General features: G+C 69.6%; 12 protein-coding genes and 1 tRNA gene. 10 read left to right on the top strand and 3 right to left on the bottom strand.

Translation table 11 applies throughout. The annotated features are described in order from the left end of the window. Positions 1–46 precede the first annotated feature (46 nt). From mfd to BN1186_RS05705, 8 genes are all read left to right on the top strand, one after another. The gene (gene mfd, locus BN1186_RS05740; RefSeq protein WP_040283119.1) at positions 47–3,553 is read left to right on the top strand and encodes a transcription-repair coupling factor; all 3,507 of its coding nucleotides are present in this window, start codon (positions 47–49) and stop codon (positions 3,551–3,553) included. Between the two features lie 71 nt (positions 3,554–3,624). Then, positions 3,625–4,122, top strand: a complete 498-nt coding sequence (locus BN1186_RS05735) for a hypothetical protein (protein WP_139650869.1) — start codon at positions 3,625–3,627, stop codon at positions 4,120–4,122. A gap of 29 nt (positions 4,123–4,151) precedes the next feature. Further along, a complete protein-coding gene (locus BN1186_RS05730) occupies positions 4,152–4,736 on the top strand; it encodes a nucleoside triphosphate pyrophosphohydrolase (protein ID WP_082031130.1) in 585 nt (194 codons plus the stop codon). Positions 4,737–4,830: 94 nt separating this feature from the next. Then, on the top strand, positions 4,831–6,111 hold the full coding sequence (eno, locus tag BN1186_RS05725) for a phosphopyruvate hydratase (RefSeq protein WP_040283116.1): 1,281 nt from the start codon (positions 4,831–4,833) through the stop codon (positions 6,109–6,111). 199 nt (positions 6,112–6,310) lie between these two features. Further along, on the top strand, positions 6,311–6,886 hold the full coding sequence (locus BN1186_RS05720) for an FtsB family cell division protein (RefSeq protein WP_180349026.1): 576 nt from the start codon (positions 6,311–6,313) through the stop codon (positions 6,884–6,886). Beyond that, entirely contained in the window at positions 6,883–7,374 is a 492-nt protein-coding gene (locus tag BN1186_RS05715; RefSeq protein WP_052459839.1) for a DUF501 domain-containing protein, read from the top strand. The genes BN1186_RS05720 and BN1186_RS05715 overlap by 4 nt, the downstream gene beginning before the upstream one ends. Further along, entirely contained in the window at positions 7,356–8,288 is a 933-nt protein-coding gene (locus BN1186_RS05710; RefSeq protein WP_040283115.1) for a Ppx/GppA phosphatase family protein, read from the top strand. The genes BN1186_RS05715 and BN1186_RS05710 overlap by 19 nt, the downstream gene beginning before the upstream one ends. Beyond that, a complete protein-coding gene (locus BN1186_RS05705) occupies positions 8,288–9,286 on the top strand; it encodes an NAD(P)H-dependent flavin oxidoreductase (RefSeq protein ID WP_040283114.1) in 999 nt (332 codons plus the stop codon). The genes BN1186_RS05710 and BN1186_RS05705 overlap by 1 nt, the downstream gene beginning before the upstream one ends. Before the next feature lie 42 nt (positions 9,287–9,328). On the opposite strand, the gene BN1186_RS05700 is transcribed toward BN1186_RS05705, so the two are convergent. Further along, positions 9,329–10,837, bottom strand: a complete 1,509-nt coding sequence (locus tag BN1186_RS05700; protein WP_040283113.1) for a flotillin family protein — start codon at positions 10,835–10,837, stop codon at positions 9,329–9,331. Between the two features lie 32 nt (positions 10,838–10,869). After that, positions 10,870–11,388, bottom strand: coding sequence for a hypothetical protein (locus BN1186_RS05695; protein ID WP_040283112.1), 519 nt, complete (start codon positions 11,386–11,388; stop codon positions 10,870–10,872). Positions 11,389–11,478: 90 nt separating this feature from the next. Here BN1186_RS05695 and BN1186_RS05690 point away from each other — a divergent pair. Further along, positions 11,479–11,552 (top strand) — tRNA-Leu (locus tag BN1186_RS05690). A gap of 26 nt (positions 11,553–11,578) precedes the next feature. Continuing rightward, positions 11,579–12,631, top strand: coding sequence for a nicotinate-nucleotide--dimethylbenzimidazole phosphoribosyltransferase (gene cobT / locus BN1186_RS05685; protein ID WP_040283111.1), 1,053 nt, complete (start codon positions 11,579–11,581; stop codon positions 12,629–12,631). A 312-nt stretch (positions 12,632–12,943) separates the two neighbouring features. Here cobT and BN1186_RS05680 read toward each other — a convergent pair whose 3' ends face one another. Further along, entirely contained in the window at positions 12,944–14,371 is a 1,428-nt protein-coding gene (locus BN1186_RS05680; protein WP_052459853.1) for an MBL fold metallo-hydrolase RNA specificity domain-containing protein, read from the bottom strand. Positions 14,372–14,416 lie beyond the last annotated feature (45 nt).

The following is a 14,416-nucleotide window of genomic DNA, read 5'->3' as shown; positions in this document are numbered from 1 at the left end:
CAATTGCTCACGGAGGGGCGGCCGGAAGCGTGGCAGGATTGAGCGCGTGAAGTATCCAGGCCTCCTGCGGGCTCTCGAAGCATCCGAGGGGCTCCAGTACACACTCGCCGACGCGCGCCGCCCCGGCGTGACCACCCTAGACGTCACCACCGTCGGCTCGTTCTTCCCGCTGCTGACCGCGCTGATCGCGGAGGAGGGCGGCCGCACCGTCCTGCTCGTGACCTCCACCTACCGCGAGGCCGAGCAACTCACCAGCGAGATCGGCGGGTTGCTGGGCGACGACGCCGTGGCCTACTACCCGGCCTGGGAGACCCTGCCCCACGAGCGGCTCTCGCCCCGCGCCGACACCGTCGGACGCCGGCTCTCGGTGCTGCGCCGCCTCGCGGGCAACTCCGAGCGGCCGGTGCCCAGCGTGGTCGTCGCGCCAGTGCGATCCATCCTCCAGCCGCAGGTCAAGGGCCTGGCCGACATGGTGCCCGTGCGCATCTCGGTGGGGGAGACCTACGAACTGGGCACCCTGCTGCAGGACCTCTCGGATGCGGCCTACAACCGTGTCGACATGGTGGAGCGACGCGGCGAGTTCGCTGTGCGCGGCGGCATCGTCGACGTGTTCCCCCCCACCGCGGAGCTACCGGTGCGCATCGACTTTTTCGGCGACGAGGTCGACGAGATCCGCTACTTCACCGTCGGGGACCAGCGCTCCACCGGCGACACGGCGGAATCCATCGTCGCGCCGCCCTGCCGTGAACTGCTCCTGACCCCGATGGTGCGCAACCGTGCCAAGAAGCTCGCCGCGGCGCACCCCGAGCTGGCAGACATGCTCACCCGTGTGGGCGAAGGCCAGGCCGTCGAGGGTATGGAGGCGCTCATCCCCGTGCTGGTCGACGGCATCGAGCTGCTCGTCGACGTGTTGCCCAGGGGATCACTCATCCTGGCCGCCTCACCCGAGCTGATCCGAACCCGCGCCGCCGAGCTCGTGGCCACCAGCCAGGAGTTCCTCGAGGCCTCCTGGGCCGCCGCCGCAGGCGGAGGCAGCTCGCCCATCGACCTGGGGGCCTCCGCCTACTGGGCGCTGGGCGACGTGCGCCAGCACGCGCTGGAGATCGGGCACCGCTGGTGGTCGCTGTCCCCGTTCATGGCCGCGCCCGAGGACGTGGCGGACGAAGGCCCGGCCATCCCGGAGGCCGACGCCGTGCACTCCCGTTCGCTCGACGTGAGCGCCAGCGAGACGTTCCGCGGCGACACCGACGCCGCCGTCGTGCACATCCGGCAACGCCTGGCCGACGGCTGGCGCGTGGTGCTCACCGTGGAGGGTCAGGGCCTGGCCAACCGCATGGTGGAGCTGCTGGGCGAGGCAGGGATCGACGCCGTGCTCGACGACCTCGCCGCGCCACCCGAGCCGGGCAGGGTCGCCGTCGTGCTGTCCACGCTGCGGCACGGTTGGCGCGCCGAGGGCCCCAAGCTGGAGGTCATCACCGCCGGCGAACTCACCGGCCAGGTGGAGTTGGACCGCTCCGAGCGAAAGCTGCCCCGCCGCCGCAAGGCCACCATCCAGCCGCTCGAACTCAAGGCTGGGGACCCCGTCGTGCACGAGCAGCACGGCGTGGGCAGATTCGTGGAACTGCTGCAGCGCACCGTGCAGGGCAACACCCGCGACTACCTGGTCATCGAGTACGCGCCCAGCAAGCGCGGCCACCCCGGAGACCGGCTGTTCGTGCCGATGGACCAGCTCGACCAGCTCAGCCGCTACGTCGGCGCGGAGTCTCCCACCCTGGACAAGATGGGCGGCGCGGACTGGACCAAACGCAAGTCCAAGGCCCGCAAGGCGGTGCGCGAGATCTCCAACGAGCTCATCAAGCTCTACGCCGCCCGCCAGGCCACCAAGGGGCACGCCTTCGGCCCCGACACCGTGTGGCAGCGGGAGTTGGAGGACGCCTTCAGCTACGTCGAGACCAACGATCAGCTCTCCGCCATCACCGAGGTCAAGCAGGACATGGAGCAGGTGGTGCCCATGGACCGCCTGATCTGCGGGGACGTGGGCTTCGGCAAGACCGAGATCGCGGTGCGCGCCGCGTTCAAGGCGGTGCAGGACGGCAAGCAGGTGGCGGTGCTCGTGCCCACCACCCTGTTGGTCACGCAGCACTACCAGACGTTCGCGTCGCGGTTCGCCGGGTTCCCCGTGCAGCTGGCGCAGCTGTCGCGCTTCCAGACCGACGCCGAGGCGAAGAAGATCGTCGACGGGCTGGCCACCGGCCGCATCGACGTGGTCATCGGCACCCACCGCCTCCTCAGCAAGGAGATCCAGTTCAAGGACCTCGGCCTCGTCGTCATCGACGAGGAGCAGCGCTTCGGCGTCGAGCACAAGGAGCGGCTCAAGGCCATGCGGGTCAACGTCGACGTCCTGTCGATGTCGGCCACGCCCATTCCGCGCACGCTCGAAACCGCCATCACCGGCATCCGCGAGATGAGCGTCATCGCCACCCCGCCGGAGGAGCGCCACCCCGTGCTCACCTTCGCCGGCCCCTACGACGACGGGCAGGTCAAGGCCGCCATCCGCCGCGAACTGGCCCGAGAGGGGCAGGCATTCTTCGTGCACAACCGCGTGGGCACCATCGAGAAGACCGCCGCGCACCTGCGCGAACTGGTCCCCGAGGCGCGCATCGTCACCGCCCACGGACAGATGGGGGAGAAGCGGCTCGAGCAGGTGATGCAGGACTTCTGGGAGCGGCGGGCAGACGTGCTGGTGTGCACCACCATCGTCGAATCCGGCCTCAACATCCAGAGCGCCAACACGCTGATCATCGACAGCGCGGACAAGATGGGCCTCTCGCAGCTCCACCAGTTGCGAGGCCGCGTCGGCCGCTCGCGCGAGCGCGGCTACGCCTACTTCCTGTACCCCGCGGACAAGACGCTCACCGAGGCGTCGCACGAGCGCCTCGCCACCATGGCGGCCAACACGGACCTGGGCTCGGGCATGGCCATCGCCATGCGCGACCTGGAGCTCCGCGGCGCCGGCAACCTCCTGGGCGAGGACCAGTCCGGCCACATCGAGGGCGTCGGCTTCGACATGTACCTGCGGATGGTCGGCGAGGCCGTGGCCAACTGGCGCGGTGAGGATACCGAGCCCGAGCCCACCATGCGGGTGGAGATCCCCGTCGACGCGCACCTGCCGGACGACTACATCACCTCCGAGCGGCTGCGGCTGGAGATGTACAAGCAGATCGCCGAGATCCGCACGGAGGCCGACATCGACGGCGTGCGCGCCGAACTCCTCGACCGCTACGGCGAGCTGCCGCCCCCCGTCGAGCAGTTGCTGGGCGTGGCCGCATTGCGGAATCTGGCCCGCGAGCACGGCATCCAGGAGATCGTGCCGCAGGGCAAGGTGGTGCGCTTCTCGCCGCTGGTGCTGCCGGATTCGAAGCAGTTGCGCCTCAACAGGCTCTACCCCGGCTCGGTCATCAAGTCAGCCAACGACCAGGTGCTGATCCCCAAGCCGGCCACGGACGACTATCTCACCTGGACCACCACGCTGCTCACCCAGCTGTTCGCCTGACAGAGGGCGCCGGATCCTGCTGCGGTAGGCTGGCCCCGGTGCCCGCGCACCCCCAGTTCGAGAGGACCCAGATGAAGCTCACGCGTCTCGTATCCGCAGCAGCCGCCGTCGTGCTGCTGGCAGGCTGCAGCCCCACTCCCGGCACCGCGCTGGTGGTGGACGGCACCCGCTACTCCGAGAACCAGATCACGCAGATCAGCGAGGCCTGCGCGGAGGCGATGAACATCTCGGCGGAGCAGATGAACCGCCGCGGCATCGTTGGCACGCTGCTGCTGGGTGGCCTGTTCGACAGCTTCGGGGCAGACATCACCGACGACCAGCTCCAGGAGCTCGGCGCCCAGCAGGGGCCCGAGTCTGAGCAGCTCTTCACGGTGGACGAGTGCCGGCCGCTGGCGCTCGCCGACGTCAAGGTGAAGATGCTCGGCCAGCTCGACCAGCAGTTCCTGTTCGACGGCGCCAACGGCCTCGACGTGCAGCTCAACCCCCGCTACGGGAAGTGGGAGCCCACCTCGCCGGAGTTGATCGACATGTCCGGCTCGCTGTCCGAGCCGGTAGCCGTCGAGCAGTGACCTCTGAGCTGGAGCGCCTGCGCCAGGTGATGGCGGAGCTGCGGGTCAAGTGCCCGTGGGACGCCGAGCAGACCCACCGCTCGTTGCTGAACCACCTCATCGAGGAGGCCTGCGAGGTGGTCGACGCCGTCGAGGCAGGCTCGGACACCGAGCTGGTCGAGGAGCTCGGCGACGTGTTGCTGCAGGTCTACTTCCACGCCAGGATCGCCGAGGACGAGGGCCGCTTCACGCTCGACGACGTGGCCCGCGGCATCTCCGACAAGCTGATCCGCCGCCATCCCCACGTGTTCCGGGATGAGGACATCCCCCAGGACATGTGGGAGAACTGGGAGAAGCGCAAGGCGGCGGAGAAGGGGCGTAAATCCGCCCTCGACGGCATCGCCGAATCCCTGTCGGTCATCGGCCGGGCCCACAAGGTCGTTTCGCGGACCCGCTCGCACGGGGTCGCCGTCGACCTGCCCTCCGAACCCATCGACGAGGCCACCGTCGGCCGCGAGATCATCGCTCTCGTGTCCCGCGCGCAGGCCAACGGCATCGACGCGGACGCCGCCGCCAGGCAGGCCCTCCGCAACTTGGAGACACAGATCCGGGCAACCGAACCGTCGGTTGACTGAAACCCACTCAAACCTGCTGCACCCGGCGCGGGAACCCGCGCCTGTAACAGCTAGGCTGGGGCACGAGAGACCACTCTTTGAAAGGGACCATTACATGGCATCCATCGAATTCATCCAGGCTCGCGAGATCCTCGACTCCCGCGGCAACCCCACCATCGAGGTTGAGGTCGAGCTGGAGTCCGGCGCTCAGGGCCGCGCCGCCGTCCCGTCGGGTGCCTCCACGGGCGCCTTCGAGGCCGTTGAGCTTCGCGACGGCGACAAGGGCCGCTTCGGCGGCAAGGGCGTCCTCACCGCGGTGAAGAACGTCACCGAGGTCATCGGCGAGGAGATCCTGGGCCTCGACGCCTCGGAGCAGCGCATCCTCGACCAGGCGATGCTCGAGCTCGACGGCACCGACAACAAGGCCAAGCTGGGCGCCAACGCCATCCTCGGCGTCTCCCTGGCCGTGGCGCACGCCGCCGCTGAAGAGGCCGGCCTGCCGCTGTACAAGTACGTCGGTGGCCCCAACGCCCACATCCTGCCCGTACCCATGATGAACATCCTCAACGGTGGCTCGCACGCTGACTCCAACGTTGACATCCAGGAGTTCATGATCGCCCCCATCGGCGCCGAGTCCTTCGCCGAGGCACTCGAGATGGGTGCCGCGGTCTACCACGCGCTCAAGTCCGTCCTCAAGGACCGCGGCCTCAACACCGGCCTGGGCGACGAGGGTGGCTTCGCGCCCAACCTCGAGTCCAACCGCGCCGCACTCGACCTGATCCTCGAGGCCATCAAGAAGGCCGGCTTCGAGCCCGGTGCCGACATCGCGCTGGCCCTCGACGTGGCCGCCTCCGAGTTCTTCGAGGACGGCTCCTACCTGTTCGAGGGTGAGAAGAAGACCGCCGAGCAGATGGTGGACTACTACGCTGAACTCGTCGACGCCTACCCGATGGTCTCCATCGAGGACCCGCTGAACGAAGAGGACTGGGACGGCTGGAAGACCATGACCGACCGCCTCGGCGATAAGGTCCAGCTCGTCGGCGACGACCTGTTCGTCACCAACGTCACCCGCCTGCAGCGCGGCATCGACACCGACACCGCCAACGCGCTGCTGGTGAAGGTCAACCAGATCGGTTCGCTGTCTGAGACCATCGACGCCGTGGACCTGGCCCACCGCAACGGCTTCCGCACCATGATGTCGCACCGTTCCGGTGAGACCGAGGACACCACGATCGCCGATCTCGCTGTGGCCCTGGGCTGCGGCCAGATCAAGTCGGGTGCCCCCGCCCGGACCGACCGCGTGGCCAAGTACAACCAGCTGCTGCGCATCGAGGAGGATCTCGACGAGGCGGCGGTCTACGCCGGTCGCTCGGCCTTCCCGCGCTTCCAGGCCTGACCGGTCTCTGAGCCAGCCCGTCGAGCTTGCGAGCCAGGCTGGTCGAAGGGGCCAATGGATTCTCAGGGCCTTGACCTTCACGGGTCAAGGCCCTGAGTGCGTTTCCTGATCCTTCGTTGCCGCGCGGGGCGCGATGCTCAGGGGCCGGAACCGCGTGGCGGAATCCGGGCATCTTGGCGGGATGGGGCACACTGGTCAGGTGGCGCAGACCCCTCGATCCAGGCAGGCCAATCCGGGCCCCGGCCGCGGTACCCCGCGGTCCCGTACCAGCGCGCGCCCAGGGGAGCGCAGCCGCAAGCCGCACGTCGAACCGCTGCCGGAACAGGACGTCCCCAAAGCGATGAGCCGGAAGCCGGAGCCGCAGCCGCGGGCCAACCGCGCGATGACCGCCACCTGGCGGCTCACCGTGTTCCTCGTGGTCATCGCGGGCATCTGCCTGGTGCTGGCCACCTCGCTGCGCGTGTACTTCGCGCAGGCGCAGGAGATCGCGGCTGTGCGCAGCGAGATCGCCGCTGAGCGCGAGCGGATCGCCGACATGGAGGATCAACTCGAGCGCTGGCAGGACCCGGAGTATGTGCGCTCCATCGCCCGCGTGAGGCTGGGCTGGGTCATGCCCGGGGAGGTCGGCTACCGCGTGATCGATGCCGACGGTAACCCCCTCGAAGGCGCCACCATGGAGGATCCGGAGCCGGAGATGAAGGGGGAGTGGTACGAGAAGATGTGGACCTCTGTGCGGCTCGCTGATTCCCCCGTCGAGGATGAGGAGCAGGGGTGAGCGAACCCACCGCAGAAGACCTGGCCGCCGTCGAGCTGCAACTCGGCCGGCAGCCCCGTGGCGTCGTCGAGGTGGCGTGGCGCTGCCCCTGCGGGAAGCCCGGCGTGGTCAAGACCGAACCGCGGCTGCCGAACGGCACCCCGTTCCCCACCACCTACTACCTGACCTGCCCGCGCGCCACGTCCGCAACCTCCACCCTGGAGGCTTCGGGCCTGATGGCGGAGATGAGCGAACGGCTGAAGACCGACGACGAACTCGCCGCCGCCTACCAGCGCGCCCACGAGTCCTACCTCGCAGACCGCGAGGCGCTGGGCCACGTGGAGGAGATCGACGGGATCACCGCCGGCGGCATGCCCACCCGCGTCAAGTGCCTGCACGTGCTCGTCGGCCATTCCCTGGCGAAGGGACCCGGCGTCAACCCGTTGGGCGATGAGGCCGTCGAGAAGCTCGGCGAGTTCTGGTCCACCCCATGCCTGGAGGACGAATGACCACCGTCGCCGCCGTTGACTGCGGCACCAACTCCATCCGCCTGCTCGTCGTGCGTCGCGAGGCCGACGGGGCACTCACGGAGCTCGCCCGCGAGACGCGCCTGGCCAGGTTGGGGCAGGGCGTCGACGCCACCGGCGAGTTCCATCCGGACGCCTTGGAGCGCGCCAACCGGATCTTTGAGGAGTACGCGGCCATCATCGCCTCCCACGGCGCTGACCGGCAGCGGTTCGTCGCCACCTCCGCCGCGCGCGATGTCAGCAACCGGGCGGTGTTCGAGGCCAACGTGCGCGAACGGATGGGCATCGAGGTCGACGTCATCCCCGGCGCCGAGGAGGCCTATCTCTCCACCCTCGGCGTGCTCAGCGGCGTGGACGCCCCCACCCCCTGCCTGGTCTTCGACATCGGCGGCGGCTCCACCGAGCTGATCGTCGTCGGCGAGGGTGCGGAGATTGTGTCGGCTATCAGCCTGGACATCGGCGCGGTGCGGATGAACGAGCGCTTCCTGCCGGGAGACCCGCCGGCGGACCATGAGGTCGCCGCCGCCAGGGCCTACATCGGCGAACAGTTGGACGGCGCCGGCGTCGACTTCGCGACGCTCGCCAGCGCCGTGGGCGTCGCCGGCACGGTGACCAGCTTCGCCGCGGCAGAGTTGGGGCTGCAGACCTACGTGCGCCAGGCGGTGCACGAGACCACCCTCACCAGGGAGGACATCACCCGCCACCTCACCCGGTGGCTGACGCAGCCCGCCTTCGTCACGGCGGAGGAGCCGTGCATGCACCCGCTGCGCGCCGCGGTGATCGGGGCGGGCGGGCTCATCCTCGACGAGATCTCGCTGCGCGTGCCCGACGGCACCGTGGTGGTCAGCGAGACCGACATCCTCGACGGCATCGCACTCGGCCTGCTGGAGCGCTGATGCTGCCCACCCTCCCCATCATCCAAGGGCCCATGGCCGGTGTGCAGGGGAGCGTACTGGCCCTGGCCGTGGGGCGCACAGGGGCGCTCGGGTCGCTGCCCGCCGCGATGCTGAGCGACGACAAGCTCGCCGCGGAGATCGCCCTCCTCGCGGCGGCGGACGTGCCCTACAACGTGAACTTCTTCGCCCACCGTCCGCCGGCGCCGGACGCCGCCCGCGAGGACGCCTGGGTAGCCGCTCTGGCGCCCTACCGCGCCGAATACGGCGTGGCGGAGACCCTCGGCGGCGCGCCGCGCCGACCCTTCGACACCCAGATCTGCGACGTCATCGAGCCCTTCGCCCCGCCCACGGTGAGCTTCCACTTCGGCCTGCCCGAGGAGGGGCTGCTCCGCCGGGTCAAGGCCTGGGGCGCGGTGGTCATGAGCACCGCCACCACCGTCGATGAGGCGAAATGGCTGGCGGAACACGGTGCAGATGCAGTGGTTGCGCAGGGCTGGGAGGCTGGCGGCCATCGCGGCCACTTCCTGTCGCCCGACCTCTCGCTGCACCTTCCCACGTTGGACCTGGTGCGGGCCATCCGTTCGGCCGTCGACGTGCCTGTGGTCGCGGCCGGCGGCATCGTCACCGCCGCGGATCTTCGTGCCGCCCTCGACGCCGGGGCCCGCTCGGTGCAGGTGGGCACGGCCTTCCTGCTGGCCGACGAGGCCCTCACCTCGCCGCTGCACCGCGCCGCGCTGCGACAACCGCACGAGACGGTGGTGACCACCGCGCTGACGGGTCGGCCCGCCCGCGGGATCCCCAACCGCCTCATCCTCGACCTCGGCGAGTTCCCGGAGGCCGTGCCGGAGTTCCCGCTGGCGGCAGGCCCGCTCGCCCCGCTGCGCGCCGCGGCGGAGGCGGTGGGCCGCACAGACTTCACCCCGCTCTGGTGCGGCACCAACAGCCACGCGCTGATGGCTGCGCCGGCGGCAGACATTGTGGCCGCACTCGCTCCCTGAGCGTGCCCGGCTCCTTCGTCGCGGGGCACGCTCAGGGAGCGGTCACTCCGCGCTGGGAGTGGCGTCTTGCAGCGGAGCGTCCTTCTTGCCCGCCATCCGGTCGAGGACCTGGGTGAGGTCGTAGCCGGTGGCGTCCTTGACCATCTGCATGGTCTGCATCATGTTGTTGGTCACCGTCTTGGGGAGCGCGGAGGCGCCCTCGGACGACACGATGGTCAGGTTGTCGATGTTGCCCATCGGAGCTGCCACCTTCTCGGCCATGTCCGGCAGGATCTCGATGAGCATCTGCAGGACGGCGGCCTCGTTGTAGTGTGCGAACGCCTCGGCTCGCTTGTCCATCGCCTCAGCCTCGGCCTGGCCCACGGCCAGCACCGCGGCGGCCTTGGCCTCACCCTCGGCCCGGACGGCGTCGGCCTCGGCGATACGGCGGGCCTTCTCAGCCTCACCGCGCTTGGCGCCCTCGATGGCCTCCGCCTCCGCGAGCGCGGCACGGCGGGACTGCTCACCGACACCGGTGAGGCGGTCACGCTCGGCCTGCGCCTCGGCATCGGCGATCGAGGCGGCCTTGCGGGCCTCGGCGTCGAAGATTGCGGCGTTGCGCTTGGCCTCTGCCTCGGTCTCGACGCGGTACCGCTCGGCGTCCGCCGGGCGGCGCACCTCGGTGTCGAGCTGGCGTTCCTTCAGCGCTGCCTGCGCGACGGCGACCTTCTCCTGCTCCTGCAGGATCACCTGGTCGCGGTCGGCCTGGGCCAGCGGGCCCGAGGCGGCCGCGGTGGCGCGGGCGGCGTCGGTCTCGGACTGGATCTCGGCCTGCTTCAGCACCAGCGCCCGCTGCGAGATGGCGATCTCCTGCTCGGCGGCGATCTGCGCCTGTTCGGCCTCGCGGCGCGCCTCGGCCTCGGCGACGGCGGCCAGGCGTCCCAGTTTGGCCGACTCGGGGCGACCGAGGTCGGACAGGTACGTGCCGTCGTCGGTGATGTCCTGGATCTGGAAGGTGTCGAGCACCAGGCCCTGGCCGGTGAGTGAGGATTCGGACTCGTCGGTGACCCGCTGTGCGAACGCGGCGCGGTCACGGATGATCTGCTCCACGGTCAGCGAGCCGACGATGGCGCGCAGCGAGCCGGCGAGAGTCTCCTGAGTGAAGGTCTCGATCTCGTCCTGCTGGGAGAGGAACCGCTGGGCGGCGGCCCGGATGGAATCCTCGTTGCCGCCCACCTTGACGATGGCCACGCCGTCGACGTTGAGCTTGATGCCCTGACCGGAGACGGCGTTGCGGATGGTGACCATGATGCGGCGCGACGACAGGTCGAGCACGTGCAGCTTCTGGATGAACGGGATGACGAACACGCCGCCGCCCATGACGACCTTCTGGCCGCTGAGATCAGTGGAGACGAGGCCGGTTTCGGGGTTGCGGACCTCCTTGCCCTTGCGGCCGGTGATGATGAACGCCTCGTTCGGCTTGGCCACCTTGTAGCGGCTGGCGATGAGGAGCCCGATCAACACCAGCAGGGCGATGAGGCCCAGGATGGCGATGACGACTGGACTTGGCATGGGCGCCTTTCGGTTGGTGTGCTGGAGGGGAACTAGGGGGTGAGTTCGTCGGGGGCAGCGGTGGGCATGACCTCGACGGCGGTGGGGGACAGGATGGCTGAGACCCACACCTCGTCGCCGTAGGCGACGGGAAGTTCAGACTTGGCGGAGATCTTGCGCACGTGGCCGCCCACGCTGATGCTGATCTCGCCGTAGCCGCCCTCGGGGATGGCGGTGATGACGCGGGCGGGGTGGCCGATCATCGAATCCGAGCGGAAGCTGGCGGCGCTCTCACCGCTCTTCAACGCGCGGGTGAGGCGCAGCGCTCCCCACGCGGCGAGGGCACCGACGACCAGGCCGATGATGACGGCGATGATCGTGTTGTCGAACGCTGCCAGGCCCAGCGCGCCGCCGAAGCCGAACGCGCCGACGAAGGCGGAGATGGAGGAGACGGAGAACAGGTCGCCGCCGAGGGTGTTGAGGTCGAACAGCCCGTCGACAAGATCCCCCAGCAGCAGCGACACGAGAACCAATGCGATGCCCACGCCTCCGATGATCAGAAACGTGGTCAAGATGGCCCCCTTCTCCAGTGGTCCAGTCAAGTTTACCGGGGGTAGTGGTCCACCGCCGTCAGACTGCGGTCCCACTAGACTCAGGCGCAGGCCCTCGTAGCCCAACTGGCAGAGGCAGGCGGCTTAAACCCGCCCGAGTACGGGTTCGAATCCCGTCGGGGGCACCCATGCCATCGAAAGGAATCCATCCATGACCCTCGACGCCACGATCGACGCGATCGCCATCATCTCAGGTGAGGCACTGGACGCCGCGGAGGAACGCCAGAACAGCCTCACGAAGCCGCCCGGCTCGCTGGGCCAGCTCGAGGTGGTGGGCAACAAGCTGTGCGCCATCGCCGGCACGTGCCCCCCGCCGGTGCCGGCCAAGCCCCTGATCGGGTTGTTCGCCGGGGACCACGGCGTCTGGGCGCAGGGAGTCAGCCCGTGGCCGCAGGAGGTCACGGTGCAGATGGCGCTCAACATCGCCTCGGGTGGCGCCGCCATCAGCGTGCTGGGCCGCCAGCTGGGGGCGCAGGTGTGGGTGACCAACGTCGGCATCGCGAGCGACGTGCCGGAGCACCCCGGCATCCGCCAGAAGCTGGTGCGCCGCGGCACGCGCGACTTCTCGGTGGAGCCAGCCATGACGCGCGAGGAGGCGGTGGCCGCGCTCGAGGTGGGCATTGCGACCGCCAATGAGGCCGTCGACGGCGGAGCCGACTGCCTGCTGACCGGCGAGATGGGCATCGGCAACACCACCCCGGCCTCGGCGCTGATCGCCGTGCTCACGGGCGCCTCCATCGACGCCGTCACCGGCCGCGGCGCAGGAGCGGACGACGCGATGCTGGCCCACAAGGTGGCCGTCATCGAGCAGGCCATCGCCCTGCACGGCGTGGACCGCAGCGATCCGCTCGGCCTGCTCGCCGCCGTCGGCGGACTGGAGCACGCCGCTCTGGCGGGCTTCATCCTGGGCGGCGCCGCACGTGGGGTGCCCGTGATCGTCGACGGCGTGATCGCCGCGTCGGCCGCACTCGTCGCCGTGGCCCTCGCCCCGAACGCCGCCGGCTACCTCATCTCCGGCCACGCCGGCATGGAGCCCGGCATCACCGAGGCCGTCTCCGCGCTGGGGCTGCGCCCCCTGCTCGACCTGGATCTCCGGCTCGGCGAGGGTAGCGGCGCCGCGATGGCGCTGCCCATCGTCCAGGCCGGCGCTCGGGTGTTGGGGGAGATGGCCACGTTCGACGACGCCGGAGTTGCCCGCGGTTGATCGGCCCCTGAGCGTCGCGCCCCGCCGCTGGTTGAGCCCGCGAGTTCTACGAGCGGTGTCGAAACCCTTGAAGAGTGTCCGTCACCTGTGCCACAGCTGGTTTCCGCTGTCTCTGATGGGGGCCTTCGCCGACCATGCAGAAGGCGGTCACTCTGTGGTGCTGCTCGGTGCTGGTGGGGGTGACCGTCTTCTGCAACGCCCGACCCACCTGCTCAGGCCCCCATCAGAGACTGCTTGATTGCTGGGCGTCAGTGCAGGGTTGCCCCGGCCACTCCTTGAACTTTCGCTGGTCCCTGAGCTCGGGCCCGAGGCTCAGAGCTCCGGGCTGTCAGGGTCGAGGTCCCGCGGCTCCAGGTCGTCGGCCAGCAGCGTGACGACCTCGCCGTACTTCGGCGCCACGGCGACCCAGCCCAGCTCGTCGGAGATCCGATCCGCGAAGAGCTCGGCGACGGCGGGCTCGCCGTGGGTGACGAACACCTCCTCCGGTTCCTTGTCGAGGGCCTTGAGCCAGTCCATCAGATCCGAGGCGTCGCCGTGCACGGAGAACTCGCGGTCGCGGACGATCTCGGCGCGCACCTTCACGTACCGGCCGTTGATCTTGACCTGGCGGGCGCCGTCCTCCAGGGCGCGGCCGCGGGTGCCCTCGGCCTGGTAGCCGGTCAGCACGACGGCGTTGTTCGGGTCCGGCAGGAGCCGCTGCAGGTGGTAGAGCACCCGGCCACCCTCGGCCATGCCGGAGCTGGAGATGATGATCATCGAATCGGTGCGCTTGTTGAGCGCCTTCGAGTCCCTGGAACTGCGGGCCGCGGTGAGATCCAGATCAGTGAAGTCCGCCACCGAGATGCCGTCGCGGAGCTCGCCCAGCGACTCGTCGACGTAGACCTCCATCGCCCGCAGCGACATCGGTCCGTCCACCACCACGGGCACCTCGGGGATGCAGCCCTCGCGCCGCATCTGCACCAGCGCGTGCAACACGGTCTCGGTGCGGTCGATCGCGAACGCCGGCACCACCACGGAGCCGCCGCGCTCGACGGTGCGGCGGATCACGTCGGCGAAGTCCTCGTGCGGGACCTCCGGCTCGGGGTGTTCGCGGTCACCGTAGGTTGATTCGATCAGCACGATGTCTGCGCCCGGGGGAGTGTCGCGGCTCTTCAGGATGGGGTGGTCGTGGCGGCCCAGGTCTCCGGAGAACAACACCGAGCGGCTACCGAACTCCACGTGGATCGAGGCGGAGCCCAGGATGTGCGCCGAGCGGGTCCAGCGCGCCCAGATGCCGTCGATGTCGATGTTGGTGTCCCACTCGACGGCGCGGAACAGCGGGAGCGTGGCCTCCACGTCCTCCATGGTGTAGATCGCCTCGGGGTTCTCATGCTTCGAGAAACCGCCGCGCACCGCGTCGCCCACGGACTGTTCCTGCAGCTTGCCGGAGTCGCGCAGCACGATCTCGGCCAGCCGGATGCTGGCCTCGGTGGCCCAGATGGGGCCGCGGAAGCCGTGTTTGACCAGCGCGGGGAGGTAGGCCACGTGATCGGTGTGCGCGTGGGTGAGCAGCACGTCGGAGATCGATGCCGGGTCCACGGGGAACTCGTCGCGGTTCTTCAACCGCCACTGCTTCTCGCCCTGGAACATGCCGGCGTCGACGAGGACGCGCCGGTCGTCGAGGGTCAGGAGGTACTTCGAGCCGGTCACGGTGCCAGCCGCGCCGAGGAACGTCAGGGTCGCCTTCTGGGGAGTGCTCATCACCCGATGGTGGCACGGGGCGGGGCCGCTCGGCGGCACTTCTGC

This window comes from Tessaracoccus massiliensis (genome assembly GCF_000826065.2).
In the GTDB taxonomy this organism is placed as follows: Bacteria; Actinomycetota; Actinomycetes; order Propionibacteriales; family Propionibacteriaceae; genus Arachnia; species Arachnia massiliensis_A.
The sequence above is the reverse complement of the archived record's forward strand: the minus strand, read 5'-3'. Positions and strand labels throughout refer to the sequence as shown.